The sequence below is a fragment of the Bradyrhizobium sp. SZCCHNR1002 genome (assembly GCF_032381435.1).
GTDB classification, from domain to species: Bacteria; Pseudomonadota; Alphaproteobacteria; order Rhizobiales; family Xanthobacteraceae; genus Bradyrhizobium; species Bradyrhizobium aeschynomenes.
In genome coordinates this window covers 534,380-546,930 of sequence record NZ_JAUHIS010000004.1, presented here as the reverse complement: position 1 = coordinate 546,930, position 12,551 = coordinate 534,380, and the positions used below count along the sequence as shown (strand labels likewise).

Sequence of the window (12,551 nt, the reverse complement as noted above, 5' to 3'; positions counted from 1 at the left end):
CAGCCCGTGTAAACGGGATCGCAGACTCGGGCGTGCGGGCGCGAGATGAAGTTGCCGGGGCCGTGTGAGCCACGCGACAACTCAATCGACGATTGCGCGTGATGGACGGACGCGCGGAGCCCTTGGTAGCCGCCACGCGGCTCGCGATGAGCGGTTCGGCTACTTGGTCTCGGCGATCAGCCCCTGCAGCCTCACCAGCTCGGCTTCCAGATTGCTCTCGACATCAGCCGCCTTCACCTCGGTGACCCGATAGTTGCGGCTTTCCAGCCACGCCCGCCTTGCGCTGCGGTCGGCGACCACGCCCTCGCTCTCGTCGGGGCCGACGAGCTCGATGGCGAGGCGGTGGATGAAGGAGACGAAGTCGGGGATGTGGCGGCCGACAGGGGTCTGGCGCTTGAACTGGCCGGCGAAGCGGCGGTCGCGCGACAGCGCGTGCCACAACGCGCGCTCGGCGTCGGTCGGGTTGCGGCGGAGCAGCCGGGCGAGCCCGCGCAGCGAGCCGCGCGAATCCGGCAGGTTGGCGACCGTGCCCTGCTCGGCGATCAGCGCCCGCAAGCGGGTCGCCTGCTCGCTGTCGAGCACGCCGCCCTTGGCCGGCCCCTTGCGCCCCTCGGCGATCGCCACGATCACACCGTGCAGCGTGTGGATGTCCTGCCGGCTCGGCTCCATGCGGAAGAAGATGTTGCGCAGATTGACCAGCATGGTCTCGCGCTTCTCGGCCGGCCGCAGAAATTCGACCCGGTCGAGCTCGCGCACCAGGTTCTCGAAGAACGCCTCCATCTGCCCCTGGCTGGAGCGCTCGGAGCGTTCGGGCATCGCGAACGGCAGCGCGCCCGCGGTCACCAGCTTGAACCATTCGTAACCCATCAGCAGTACCGCCTGGGCGAGGTTGAGCGAGGCGAAGCCCGGATTGACCGGATAGGTGACGATGCGATTGGCACGGGCGACCTCCTCGTTGGTCAGGCCCGCCCGCTCGCGGCCGAACAGGATGCCGGCCCGGCCGCCGGCCACGATCTGGCCCTGCATCTCCCGCGCGGCCGCCTCCGGCCCCATCACCGGCTTGGCCTGATCGTGGGAGCGCGCCGTGGTCGCGAATACCAGATCGAGATCGGCGATCGCCTCCGGCAGGGTGTCGAACAGCCGGACATGATCGATGATGTGGTCGGCGCCCGCCGCCGCCCGCTGGGCGGCGATGTTGGGCCAGCCGTCGCGGGGATTGACCAGGCGCAGCTCGGACAGCGCGAAATTGCCCATGGCGCGCGCGGCCATGCCGATGTTCTCGCCGAGCTGCGGCTCGACCAGGACCACCACCGGGCCTGCGATCTCAAGTCCCACCTTCGTCTTGTCGGTGCCCGACACGATTGCCCCTCAACTTCCACGTCACGTTAACAGCGCCGACGCTGCGCCCTGCCCGATCCGTTGGCCCGGCTGGCGGGAATTCTCAAGTAAAATAACTGGCTTAGCCAAGAATTCTACGGTTTGCGCGAAACGGGAGGGGGCGAGGCGTCGATGGCATGGCAGGGCTACGAAAATCGGCACCGGGCGCCTACCGGCTCGGCTTCCGCCCGCGATGCAGCAGTGCTATGACGCGCTTGATTTCACAAGCGCTTTCCATTCCTGGCGCGCTGTTCCCAAGAAGGCCCCATCGATCATGGCAAAAATCAAGGTGACCAACCCGGTCGTCGAGCTCGACGGCGACGAGATGACCCGGATCATCTGGCAGTACATCAAGGACAAGCTGATCAACCCCTTCCTTGACATCGATCTGCAGTATTTCGACCTGGGGATGGAGAGCCGCGACAAGACCAACGACCAGATCACGATCGATGCCGCCAACGCCATTAAGAAGGTCGGCGTCGGCGTCAAGTGCGCCACCATCACCCCGGACGAAGCCCGCGTGAAGGAGTTCGGCCTCAAGGAGATGTGGAAGTCGCCGAACGGCACCATCCGCAACATCCTCGGCGGCGTCGTGTTCCGCGAACCGATCATCTGCAAGAACGTGCCGCGCCTGGTCCCCGGCTGGACCAAGCCGATCATCATCGGCCGCCACGCCTATGGTGACCAGTACCGCGCCACCGACTTCAAGTTCCCCGGCAAGGGCGTGCTGACGATGAAGTTCGTCGGCGACGACGGCACGGTGATCGAGAAGGAAGTGTTCAAGGCCCCCGGCGCCGGCGTGGCGATGGAGATGTACAACCTCGACGAGTCGATCTACGACTTCGCCCGCGCCTCGCTCAACATGGGCCTCGCCAAGAACTACTCGGTCTATCTGTCGACCAAGAACACGATCCTGAAGGTCTATGACGGCCGCTTCAAGGACATCTTCCAGGAAGTGTACGACAAGGAGTTCAAGGACAAGTTCGAGGCCAAGAAGATCACCTACGAGCACCGCCTGATCGACGACATGGTCGCCGCGGCGCTGAAGTGGTCGGGCGGCTATGTCTGGGCCTGCAAGAACTATGACGGCGACGTGCAGTCCGACACCGTGGCGCAGGGCTACGGCTCGCTCGGCCTGATGACCTCGGTGCTGATGACGCCGGACGGCCAGACCGTCGAGGCCGAGGCCGCCCACGGCACCGTGACCCGCCACTTCCGCGAGCATCAGAAGGGCAAGGAGACCTCGACCAACTCGATCGCCTCGATCTTCGCCTGGACCCGCGGCCTGTCGCACCGTGCCAAGCTCGACAACAATGCCGAGTTGGCGAAGTTCGCGACCACCCTGGAGAAGGTCTGCGTCGACACCGTCGAGTCCGGCTACATGACCAAGGACCTCGCCCTCCTGGTCGGCGCCGACCAGCGCTGGCTGTCGACCACCGGCTTCCTCGACAAGATCGCCGAGAACCTGACCAAGGCGATGGCGGCGTAAGTTTCGCCACTTTCGCCCTTCGGTTTCACCAATTTGCCACGGGCCGCGCCACAAGCGCGGCCCGTTTTCATGTGCAGGCCCCGAGGACGTGCCATGCAGTCCAAGCCCCGGCGGCAGTGCTCCCCCTCTCCCCGTTCTTCACACCGCAAAGGGCGGGAGGTTGCAGCGCGCTTGCTGACCGAGATTGCCACAATCAACAGCGGCCATCGTCACCGCGGGTATGGGGACATTTTACCCACGTACACGCGCGTGATCTCACTTCCGCCTTCGCGATCACCAACGATCAGCGAGGCCGTGCCATAAGCGCGACCCGTTTCCGTTTTTGATTGTCTTTGAGGGAATTCACCATGCGCGAGATCCCGACGGTATCGCTGTTGTTGCTGCTTTGCGCCCTGGGCGGCGCTGCCCAGGCGGCCGAAACTGCGATCCCCGATGCCCTGATCGCGGCTGGCGAGAAGCCGGCGCTGACGCTGCACGCCGAGGGTGCCCAGGTCTACGAATGCAAGACCGGCCAGGACGGCAAGCTCGCCTGGGCCTTCCGCGAGCCGATCGCCACCCTGTTCGAGGACGGCAAGACCGTCGGCCGCCATTACGCCGGCCCGAGCTGGGAGCATCAGGACGGCTCGATGATCGGCGGCCGTGTGGTAGGGACCGCGGTCGGCGCCAGCGACAACGACATCCACTGGCTGAAGCTCGCCGTGGTCTCGCATCGCGGCGGCAAGGGCGTCCTGTCCGAGATCACCGCGGTGCAGCGGATCAACACCTCGGGCGGCAAGCTCGAGGGCGCCTGCGAGACCGCCGGACAGCTCCGCAGCATCGCCTACGCCGCCGACTACGTCTTCCTGCGCAAGGAGTGAGCGAATGGGACCGCGCCTCGCCGGAAGAGCACGCGCGCATGTCCCAGGTCCGGCGACCCTATGCGCCTCGCTCCCGCCGCAAGCCACGGAGGGGGGCTGATGACGTCGCCGCTCACCGACTGGCCGCGTCCGCATTACGTTGCGGGCGGCCCCAATGCCTTCCTCTGCTATGTCGTCTATGGCTGGGTCGACATCGATCGCCCGTTCTCACGGGGGACCTATCGATCGCGCGGCCTCCCCGAGGGCCTCGATCTCATGGGCTACGGCCCGACCGTCCAGCCCATGGTGGTGTCGCGCTTTCGCACCGGCTACGCCTGGGGCAGGCTCGTCGCACAGGATCCTGATCTGGCCGCGGTCGTCGCCGCCCAGGACTTCTGCCTCGTCGTCAGGGGCGACGTCACCGATCCGCCGACGCTGAGCTATTTCCGCGACGTCATCGGTCTCCTGACCTTCTGCCTGGATGCCGGCGGGGTCGCGATCTACGACCCGCAGATCCTGAAATGGTGGAGCCCGGCAGAGTGGCGGGCGCGGGCGTTCGGCGTCGGACATTGCGAGCCGCGGCAGCACGTCGTCACCTTCGTCTCGCCGGAGCAGGACGGCAGCGCGTGGTTTCACACCCGCGGCATGCGCAAGTTCGGCCGTCCGGACGTCAGCATCCACAGCGTCCGCGCCGAGCACCGCGCCGCCATCATCGACCTCGTCAACCGCTTCATCGACCTGCTGGCCTTCGGCGGCCTGGTGCCCGACGGCCAGGAGATCCGCATGAGCACGCTGCCGGCCGGGATGACCTGCTGGCGTCGGGGCTCGGAGGAAGACCCTGCCTTCAACAACGAGCATCTCGAGATCGAGTGGCCCGGCGGCAAGAGTTGTTAGCCACGCGCTGCTAGCCCCAACCTCCTCAGCGCGCAGATGCGCGGACGCGGCCATCACCAGGAATAGCAGCGGCCCCAGCTGAAGCGCTTGATCAGCGCCAGCACTGCGATCAGCATGAAGAAGACGCCGGCCAAGCGGCACCTCCGGCAGCGCGACGAGGCCCCCGGCCCTGCCCCCACGGCATCCCGGAACAGCAAAATTTAGGGTCGAATCATCAAGGACTTCGCGGTATGCCTCCGGCATCTTTTGCCGCCCGTCCGGCCGCCGCGGCCAGCCGCCCCGCCTGCCGGACCAACATTGCCAGTCCCGAGGAACCGCCGATGCCCGCCTATCGCTCCCGCACCTCCACCCATGGCCGCAACATGGCCGGCGCCCGCGGCCTGTGGCGGGCCACCGGCATGACCAACGAGGATTTCGGCAAGCCGATCATCGCCGTCGTCAACTCCTTCACCCAGTTCGTGCCGGGCCATGTCCACCTCAAGGACCTCGGCCAGCTGGTGGCGCGCGAGATCGAGAAGGCCGGCGGCGTCGCCAAGGAGTTCAACACCATCGCGGTCGATGACGGCATCGCGATGGGCCATGACGGCATGCTGTACAGCCTGCCGTCGCGCGAGCTGATCGCCGACAGCACGGAATACATGGTCAACGCGCATTGCGCCGACGCCATGGTCTGCATCTCCAACTGCGACAAGATCACCCCGGGCATGCTGATGGCCGCGATGCGGCTCAACATCCCGGCCGTGTTCGTCTCGGGCGGGCCGATGGAGGCCGGCAAGGTCAACATCCAGGGCAAGCTGCGTAAGGTCGACCTGATCGACGCCATGATCACGGCCGCCGACGACAAGGTCTCGGACGCCGACGTCGAGGTGATGGAACGCTCGGCCTGCCCGACCTGCGGCTCCTGCTCGGGCATGTTCACCGCGAACTCGATGAACTGCCTGACCGAGGCGCTCGGCCTGTCGCTGCCCGGCAACGGTTCGGTGCTGGCGACGCATGCCGACCGCAAGGGCCTGTTCGTCGAGGCCGGCCATCTGATCGTCGATCTCGCCCGCCGCTACTACGAGCAGGACGACGCGTCGGTGCTCCCGCGCAGCATCGCCAACTTCAAGGCGTTCGAGAACGCGATGAGCATGGACATCGCGATGGGAGGCTCGACCAACACCGTGCTGCATCTGCTCGCCGCCGCGCATGAGGGCGAGATCCCGTTCACGATGACCGACATCGACCGCCTGTCGCGCAAGGTGCCCTGCCTGTGCAAGGTCGCGCCCGCCGTGGCCGACGTGCACATGGAGGACGTGCACCGCGCCGGCGGCGTGATGGGCATCCTCGGCGAGCTGGCCCGCGCCGGCCTGCTGCATACCGAATTGCCGAGCGTGCATTCAGCCTCGCTGGCATCGGCGCTGGAGCGCTGGGACATCCGCAGCACGGCCAGCGAGAGCGTCAAGAACTTCTACATGGCCGCGCCCGGCGGCGTGCCGACCCAGGTCGCTTTCAGCCAGGACCGCCGTTACCAGGAGCTCGATCTCGATCGCGAGAAGGGTTGCATCCGCGACATCGACCACGCCTATTCCAAGGACGGCGGCCTCGCGGTGCTGACCGGCAACATCGCGCTGGACGGCTGCATCGTGAAGACGGCCGGCGTCGATGCCTCGATCCTGAAATTCGCCGGTCCCGCCCGCGTCATGGAGAGCCAGGATGCCGCGGTCGAGGCCATCCTGACCAACAAGATCAAGGAAGGCGACATCGTCGTCATCATCTATGAAGGCCCGCGCGGCGGCCCCGGCATGCAGGAGATGCTCTATCCAACGAGCTATCTGAAGTCGAAGGGCCTCGGCAAGGCCTGCGCGCTGATCACCGACGGCCGCTTCTCGGGCGGCACGTCGGGCCTGTCGATCGGCCACGTCTCGCCGGAAGCCGCCGAAGGCGGCCTGATCGGCCTGGTGCAGGACGGCGACCGGATCGAGATCGACATCCCCAACCGCACCATCCATCTCGCGGTGTCGGATGCCGAGCTCGCCCAGCGCCGCGCGGCGATGGAGGCCAAGGGGGACAAGGCCTGGAAGCCCAGGACGCGCGCCCGCAAGGTCTCGACCGCGCTGAAGGCCTATGCGGCATTTGCCTCCAGCGCCGCCAAGGGCGCGGTGCGCATCGTCAAGGGGTGAGGCGCCACGGTTTGAGTATTGGTTGCGGGCGGCGAAACGTGTATCACGACTGGAGGCAGAATGAGTTCATTCTGCCTCCAAGCTTTCGACCGGCCGCCATGCCGGTCCAATCCGATGATCTGGAATATCATTGATCGGCGGCAGCATCCTTACCGCTGGAAATGCGTAGACGCGATCGTTGAAGCTACCGAGCACGACAACAGTTGTCGCGACTCCGATTGGGCCGACGAGGCACCTCCGCACCTGGTCGTCGACTACGACATCAGGCGCAGCATTTCGCTTCGTGACGCGATCAACTGGGCCAACCAACAACGTTGTCCCGTGACGCTGTACATCTACGACGCCGCCCCAACGACGCAAGAGCGCCACATCAGAGCGACCGACAGCCGCTTTCCGACTGACTGACCGGGTCTCCGTTGCACTTGAAGTCGAACGGCACCGGGCGAAGCACCCGACGCCATCCCGGATTCGAGTTAGCTTCAATACGCCTTCGGATCCCCGCTATCGCTCGGGTTGGCGAACGCCTTCTGCAGCACCGCCGTCATCGGGAAGTTGAAGTTGACGCCCTTCGGCGGCACCGGGGTCATGAACCATTTCGCGTAGAGCGTCGCGATCTCCGGGCTGGTGTAGAGCTTCGTGGTCGCGCGGTCGACCACGGCCTTGAAGGCGGGGTCGTCCTTGCGCAGCATGATGCCGTAGGGCTCGGGCAACGAGAACTGGTCTGGCGAGATCGCGAAGTCCGACGGCGTCTTGGCGCTTGCGACGAGACCTGCGAGCAGGATGTCGTCCATCACATAGGCATCGGCGCGGCCGTTCTCGACCATCAGGAAGCCCTCGGCGTTGTCCTTGGCGGCGACGACGTTGAGGCCGAGCTGGCGGGCGGTGTTGGCCTCGTAGAGCTGCTTGATGTTGGTGGTGCCCGAGGTCGAGGCCACCGTCCTGCCCTTGAGATCGTCGATGGTCTTGAGTCCGCTCGCGGCCTTGGCGACGAAGCGGCTGGCGGTGAGGAAGTAGGTGTGGGAGAACGACACCAGCCGCTGCCGATCGATATTGTTGGTGGTCGAGGCGCATTCGAGGTCGATGGTGCCGTTGGTCATCAGCGGAATGCGCGTGGCCGACGACACCGGCATCAGCTTTACCTCGAGTTTATCGAGCTTCAGCGTCGCCTTGATCTCGTCGACGACCTTGCTGCAGATGTCGAGTGCGAAGCCGAGCGGCTTCTGGTTGTCGTCGATGTAGGAGAACGGCAGCGAGGTTTCGCGGTAGCCGACCGTGATGACGCCGGTCTCCTTGATCTTCTGCAGGGTGCCGGTGAGCTCCTCGGCAACGGCCGGAATCATCAGCAGTGGCGCGAGCAGCGCGCCGGCAACGAGACGTGTGATCTTCATACGGTTCTCTTTCCGAGAGGATGCGGGTTGCGTCACGGAAGCAAGGACTGCGCCAGGGCATCATGACGGCTGCCGAGACGGCAGGCCAGCGCGGCGGCCCCCTCCCCGGGCCGACCTTGCTTTGTCGATATTGCCGGATAGTCTGCCCCGGCTGCGAGTCAGGACGATCGTCTGGGGCAACCATGTCGGCATTGCGCTACCTCTTAGTCCTCGTTCTGCTGCTGAGCGGCAGCACGGCCGCGTTGGCCGAGAAGCGCGTCGCGCTGATCATCGGCAACGCCACCTACAAGACGGTCGCCCGCCTATCGAACCCGGCCAATGACGCCCGTCTGGTCGGCGACATGCTGAGGACCGCCGGCTTCGAGCGCGTCGATGTGAAGCTCGATCTCGGCGTGCAGGAGATGCGCCGCGCCTTGCGCGAGTTCGGTGCCCGGGCGCGCGAGGCCGAGGTCGCGCTGATCTACTACGCCGGGCACGGCATCGAGCTCGACGGCGTGAACTACCTGATCCCGACCGACGCCGCGCTGGAGGCGGACAGCGACGTGCTCGACGAGGCGATCGCGCTGGAGCGCGTGCTGTTTGCGATCGAGCCCGCCAAGCAGCTGCGCCTCGTCGTGCTCGATGCCTGTCGCGACAACCCGTTCGCCAAGACGATGAAGCGCAGCGTCGCCTCGCGCAGCATCGGCCGCGGCCTTGCCAAGGTCGAGCCGCCGAGCCCGAACACCATGATCGCCTTCTCGGCCAAGGCCGGCTCGACCGCCGCCGACGGCGACGCCAGCAACAGCCCGTTCGCCACCGCGCTGGTGGCGCATCTGCCGAAGCCCGGCCTCGATTTGCGCCGTGCCTTCGGCTTCGTCCGCGACGACGTGCTGAAGGCGACCGGCTATCGCCAGGAGCCGTATGTGTACGGCTCGCTCGGCGGCAACGACGTGGCGCTGGTGCCGGCTGCGCCCGCGGCCGCCGCGGCGACCGATCCGGACGCAGCGATGCGGCGTGACTATGAGCTGGCCGAGCGCATCGGCAGCCAGGCCGCGTTCGACGCCTTCCTGGAGAAGTACCCGACCGGCTTCTACGCCGCGCTCGCCAAGGCGCAGCGCGCCAAGCTCTCCTCGTCCGTCACCGCCGCTCCTGCGACCCGGCCCGCCGATCTCCGCGACAAGCCCGTGGACACCGCCCGGGGGCCCGAGCCGCCGGCGGCCGAGGTCACACGCAGCCCGCCGGAGCCGGCGCCGCGAGCGGAGAAGTCGCCCGCACCGGAGCCGACGGTGGTGGCGGCGCTGCCATCGCCCGCCGAGAAGCCCGCCGCGGCGGTGCAGCCGCCGGACCTGCCGCGCCTGCTCTTCGGCGAACTGCGCCGCGTCGGCTGCAGCACCGCCAACAGCGACGGCGCTTCGAACGGCACGTGGGACGGCAATGCGCGCCGCGCGCTGGAGCGCTTCAACAAGCAGGCCGGCACCCGGTTCGACGTCAAGGTGGCGAGCCTCGACGCGCTCGATGCGGTGAAGGCGAGAACGTCGCGCGTCTGTCCCCTGCTCTGCGACAAGGGCCAGCGCGCCGAGGGCGAGAGCTGCGTCGCCATCGCCTGCCCGGCCGGTCAGGCGCGCGACGAGGACGGCGACTGCGTCAGGCGCAAGGACGAGCCTGTCGCGCGGAAGCAGACCGAGCCGGTGAAACGCGAGGAGCCGGCGCGCAAGAAGGAGCCGGCGGTGGCGATGCGCACCGAGCCGGAGCCCAAGCGCGTCAGCGGCGGCGGCCGCTGCACCAGCATCAGCCAGCGCTGCGCCATCGAGATCGGCGGCCGCTGCGATGCCGCCACCGGCAAGTGGGAATACGGCCGCAACGGCGCCGGCGGCAACACGATGTCGTTCAACAACTGCATCGGTCGGATGATGGCCGGGCGAAGGTGAGCCGGCACATCCGACGTTCGTACCTGCCGCACGATCGCCTGCGGACGACGATGTTGCGGCTCCCGGGAAACGCAACACGTTCTCATCGTTTGAGCATGAATCTCCGCAAACACCTTTGGCGTCTCATTGCGAGGACGCTGATTTTCGCTTCGGACCGATGCACTAGTGCGGCAAGGCCGCTCTGTAGCGCTCCTGCGCCGCCTGCCACGCTTCCTGGGCTTTCTGCAATTCCGCACTGGCCCCGGCCTTCCTGAGCTCCGCGACACGCGCACCGAGCGCAGAAACCTCAGCCGCGAGCTGCTGGATAAGGGGATCGCCGGCAGGATGGCTGCCGAGCGAGCCCGTTGGAGGACTGCGCTCAACCTTGGGATCGCCAGTCGCGGTGCGATGCGATGCCTCCGGCGGATCGCCGGGCCCGCCCCACTCTTTCCAGCCACCGGGATCGTCGGGCAACTCCTCGGCGAGGATGGCCGATTTCTGCGTCATGGTCCAGACGCCCTGGCCCTCGTTGACGACGACCTGCACGCCCTTGTCCTTGTCGAGATAGATCTTCAGCAGCGCGTGCGCGTACCCCTGCTCGGCATTGGGATCCACGACGGTCGGAACGATCGCCCCGCTGAATTGCGCGACCCAGATGGCGCCGACGTCCTTGTTGTAGACGCGTGTCAGGCCTTCGACCTTGACCCGCACGGAGAAATTCTCATGGCCGAGCTTGGCCCGGCCGAAGCGCCGCTGCGCCACCATGAAACGCTCGATGTAGTCGTCGATGGCGCGCTGTGCCTGCCAGGGCGCCACGCCTTCCACCGCACCAGCGCCTTGCGCCCGCGCGGCGACGATGCCAACGCCGAAGTCGAGAGCCGTCACGCCGCCCAAGAGCAGAGAGACGCCGAACACAGCCCTCGCAAGCCGGTGGCTGAGCCGTTCACTTCCGATGATCGCCGCCATTGTCCCCTCCGTGGATCGACCGTGGCGGCGATATCATTCTAATATTGCGTGTATTTCATTGCGCAAGATCAATGAGCGTGTATCGCAAATGCTCAACCTCTGGCACATCAACGTCCGGACGGGAAATGGAGCCATCGGCCATCCCAACATGGGCCGCCAGGCGACTGGATGTCCGCATCAATCCCGCCCAAGATGCGCCGCGACACATTTCGGAGCGACGCATGCTGTTCATGGTGATCGAACGTTTCAAGGACCGCGACCCGATCCCGGTCTACCGCCGCGTCCGCGACCCCGGCATCAAATTTCCCGACGGCCTGACATATCTCGGCAGCTGGATCGAGCCGAATTTCGACCGCTGCTTCCAGCTGATGGAATGCGACGACGCCCGCCTGCTGCAGCAATGGATCCTGGCCAACGCCCGCGACACCGGCATGACCTTCGAGATCGTGCCGGTGGTGACCAGCGCCGAGACCCGCGAGGTGGTGGCGCCGTATCTCGACCAGGCGTGAGCTGGAAGGAGCAATGGTGGACTGGTTCGAACGACTGACTGGCTTCAAGGAGACCGATTATGCCTCCACGCGAGCCAGGCTGAAGGTCGAGAACGGACGCCTGGCGTCCCTCGTCAACGGCCGGAGCTACGCGACCGGACGGCTCGAGCTCCCGAGCTTGTCGGACTTGCGCCGACAGGCGCGGCAATCACCGTGCAGGCCAGGACGGCTGCGCGTAAGTCCCGTCAGCGGTGACATCCGCGAGCTTCATCTGTTTCCGGAGTTCGCCGGCGCCCTGTTCCAGGTCGCCTCGCAGTTCAATCTGCTGGAGATGATCGGACCGCACGCCACCCCCGAAGATGGCGTGACGATCTACCAGCACGATTTGACGCAGGGGCCGGCCTGCGCGATTGCCGCAGGCGCCGCGACGATCTACCGGAACTACTTTGCCCCGGTCGGCGGCCAATCGGGCCAGACCCGCGAGCGTCAGATCGATGCGCTCGCAGATGTCGAGGCGGCTCTGAAGCGCCGCCTGCCGCGCGGCGGCGAACTTTGGGCGATGACCAACGGCTATGCCCTGTGCACGCGCACCGGACTCGACAGCATCACGGCCATCCTCAATGCCAGCGACGACGACGAGATCGACGCGTTGCGCGGACAGCTTCGGATCGGCCTGCATTCCGACGTCGAGCTGACCGACGCCGACGAGCCGCGACCGACGGTGTCGCAGGCCTTCTGCTCTGCGCTTCCCGTGGCCTATTGCTCGCCCGCTCCCCGATATTGGGAGAGCTTCGCTCGCCTGGTCCTGGAGGCCAGCTACGAGGCGACGATCTGGGCGGCCGTGCTGAATGCCACACGCGGCTCGAACATCGTCCTGCTCACCAGCGTCGGCGGCGGCGCATTCGGAAATGAGGACAGCTGGATCGAGGACGCGCTGCGCCGCGCGCTGTTGCTGGCGTCGAGCTTCGAGCTCGACGTCAGGCTCGTCAGCTATGCTCGCCCGACCGAGACGTTCCTGCGGCTTCAGGCGGAATTCGGCCGCTGAGCCATGCCGTGAGCACGGCA

At 66.5% G+C, this 12,551-nt stretch carries 11 protein-coding genes; 8 read left to right on the top strand and 3 right to left on the bottom strand.

What is annotated here, in order from left to right; all coding sequences use genetic code 11:
* Positions 1-159: 159 nt before the first annotated feature.
* Complete coding sequence (locus tag QX108_RS22040) at positions 160-1,359, bottom strand: TrmJ/YjtD family RNA methyltransferase (protein WP_315782353.1); 1,200 nt, start codon at positions 1,357-1,359, stop codon at positions 160-162.
* 292 nt (positions 1,360-1,651) lie between these two features.
* Here QX108_RS22040 and QX108_RS22035 point away from each other — a divergent pair, with 292 nt between their 5' ends.
* From QX108_RS22035 to QX108_RS22015, 5 genes are all read left to right on the top strand, one after another.
* Complete coding sequence (locus QX108_RS22035) at positions 1,652-2,866, top strand: NADP-dependent isocitrate dehydrogenase (RefSeq protein ID WP_172131025.1); 1,215 nt, start codon at positions 1,652-1,654, stop codon at positions 2,864-2,866.
* A gap of 347 nt (positions 2,867-3,213) precedes the next feature.
* Positions 3,214-3,723: a DUF3455 domain-containing protein gene (locus QX108_RS22030; RefSeq protein ID WP_315719323.1), complete on the top strand. Its 510-nt coding sequence runs from the start codon at positions 3,214-3,216 to the stop codon at positions 3,721-3,723.
* A 99-nt stretch (positions 3,724-3,822) separates the two neighbouring features.
* Positions 3,823-4,596, top strand: coding sequence for a hypothetical protein (locus QX108_RS22025; protein WP_315719322.1), 774 nt, complete (start codon positions 3,823-3,825; stop codon positions 4,594-4,596).
* Between the two features lie 320 nt (positions 4,597-4,916).
* Positions 4,917-6,758, top strand: coding sequence for a dihydroxy-acid dehydratase (gene ilvD, locus QX108_RS22020; RefSeq protein WP_315782356.1), 1,842 nt, complete (start codon positions 4,917-4,919; stop codon positions 6,756-6,758).
* 60 nt (positions 6,759-6,818) lie between these two features.
* Positions 6,819-7,163, top strand: a complete 345-nt coding sequence (locus QX108_RS22015; RefSeq protein ID WP_315719320.1) for a hypothetical protein — start codon at positions 6,819-6,821, stop codon at positions 7,161-7,163.
* Positions 7,164-7,237: 74 nt separating this feature from the next.
* Here QX108_RS22015 and QX108_RS22010 read toward each other — a convergent pair whose 3' ends face one another.
* Positions 7,238-8,146 carry an amino acid ABC transporter substrate-binding protein gene (locus QX108_RS22010; protein ID WP_315719319.1) on the bottom strand — a complete coding sequence of 303 codons (909 nt, stop codon included), beginning with the start codon at positions 8,144-8,146 and terminating at the stop codon, positions 7,238-7,240.
* A gap of 182 nt (positions 8,147-8,328) precedes the next feature.
* Here QX108_RS22010 and QX108_RS22005 point away from each other — a divergent pair, with 182 nt between their 5' ends.
* Positions 8,329-10,053, top strand: a complete 1,725-nt coding sequence (locus QX108_RS22005; RefSeq protein WP_315782359.1) for a caspase family protein — start codon at positions 8,329-8,331, stop codon at positions 10,051-10,053.
* Positions 10,054-10,215: 162 nt separating this feature from the next.
* Here the strand turns inward: QX108_RS22005 and QX108_RS22000 are convergent, their stop codons facing one another.
* Positions 10,216-10,998, bottom strand: a complete 783-nt coding sequence (locus tag QX108_RS22000) for a hypothetical protein (RefSeq protein ID WP_172180544.1) — start codon at positions 10,996-10,998, stop codon at positions 10,216-10,218.
* A 221-nt stretch (positions 10,999-11,219) separates the two neighbouring features.
* Here QX108_RS22000 and QX108_RS21995 point away from each other — a divergent pair, with 221 nt between their 5' ends.
* Together QX108_RS21995 and QX108_RS21990 are read left to right on the top strand one after the other, a co-directional pair.
* A complete protein-coding gene (locus QX108_RS21995; protein WP_172180546.1) occupies positions 11,220-11,507 on the top strand; it encodes a DUF3303 domain-containing protein in 288 nt (95 codons plus the stop codon).
* 13 nt (positions 11,508-11,520) lie between these two features.
* On the top strand, positions 11,521-12,531 hold the full coding sequence (locus tag QX108_RS21990) for a hypothetical protein (RefSeq protein ID WP_315782361.1): 1,011 nt from the start codon (positions 11,521-11,523) through the stop codon (positions 12,529-12,531).
* The last annotated feature ends 20 nt before the right edge of the window (positions 12,532-12,551 follow it).

Coding starts and splice junctions, on each gene's coding strand:
- QX108_RS22035 (WP_172131025.1), top strand. CDS start 1,652: ATGGCAAAAATCAAGGTGACCAACCCGGTCGTCGAGCTCGACGGCGAC.
- QX108_RS22030 (WP_315719323.1), top strand. CDS start 3,214: ATGCGCGAGATCCCGACGGTATCGCTGTTGTTGCTGCTTTGCGCCCTG.
- QX108_RS22025 (WP_315719322.1), top strand. CDS start 3,823: ATGACGTCGCCGCTCACCGACTGGCCGCGTCCGCATTACGTTGCGGGC.
- ilvD (WP_315782356.1), top strand. CDS start 4,917: ATGCCCGCCTATCGCTCCCGCACCTCCACCCATGGCCGCAACATGGCC.
- QX108_RS22015 (WP_315719320.1), top strand. CDS start 6,819: ATGAGTTCATTCTGCCTCCAAGCTTTCGACCGGCCGCCATGCCGGTCC.
- QX108_RS22010 (WP_315719319.1), bottom strand. CDS start 8,146: ATGAAGATCACACGTCTCGTTGCCGGCGCGCTGCTCGCGCCACTGCTG.
- QX108_RS22005 (WP_315782359.1), top strand. CDS start 8,329: ATGTCGGCATTGCGCTACCTCTTAGTCCTCGTTCTGCTGCTGAGCGGC.
- QX108_RS22000 (WP_172180544.1), bottom strand. CDS start 10,998: ATGGCGGCGATCATCGGAAGTGAACGGCTCAGCCACCGGCTTGCGAGG.
- QX108_RS21995 (WP_172180546.1), top strand. CDS start 11,220: ATGCTGTTCATGGTGATCGAACGTTTCAAGGACCGCGACCCGATCCCG.
- QX108_RS21990 (WP_315782361.1), top strand. CDS start 11,521: ATGGTGGACTGGTTCGAACGACTGACTGGCTTCAAGGAGACCGATTAT.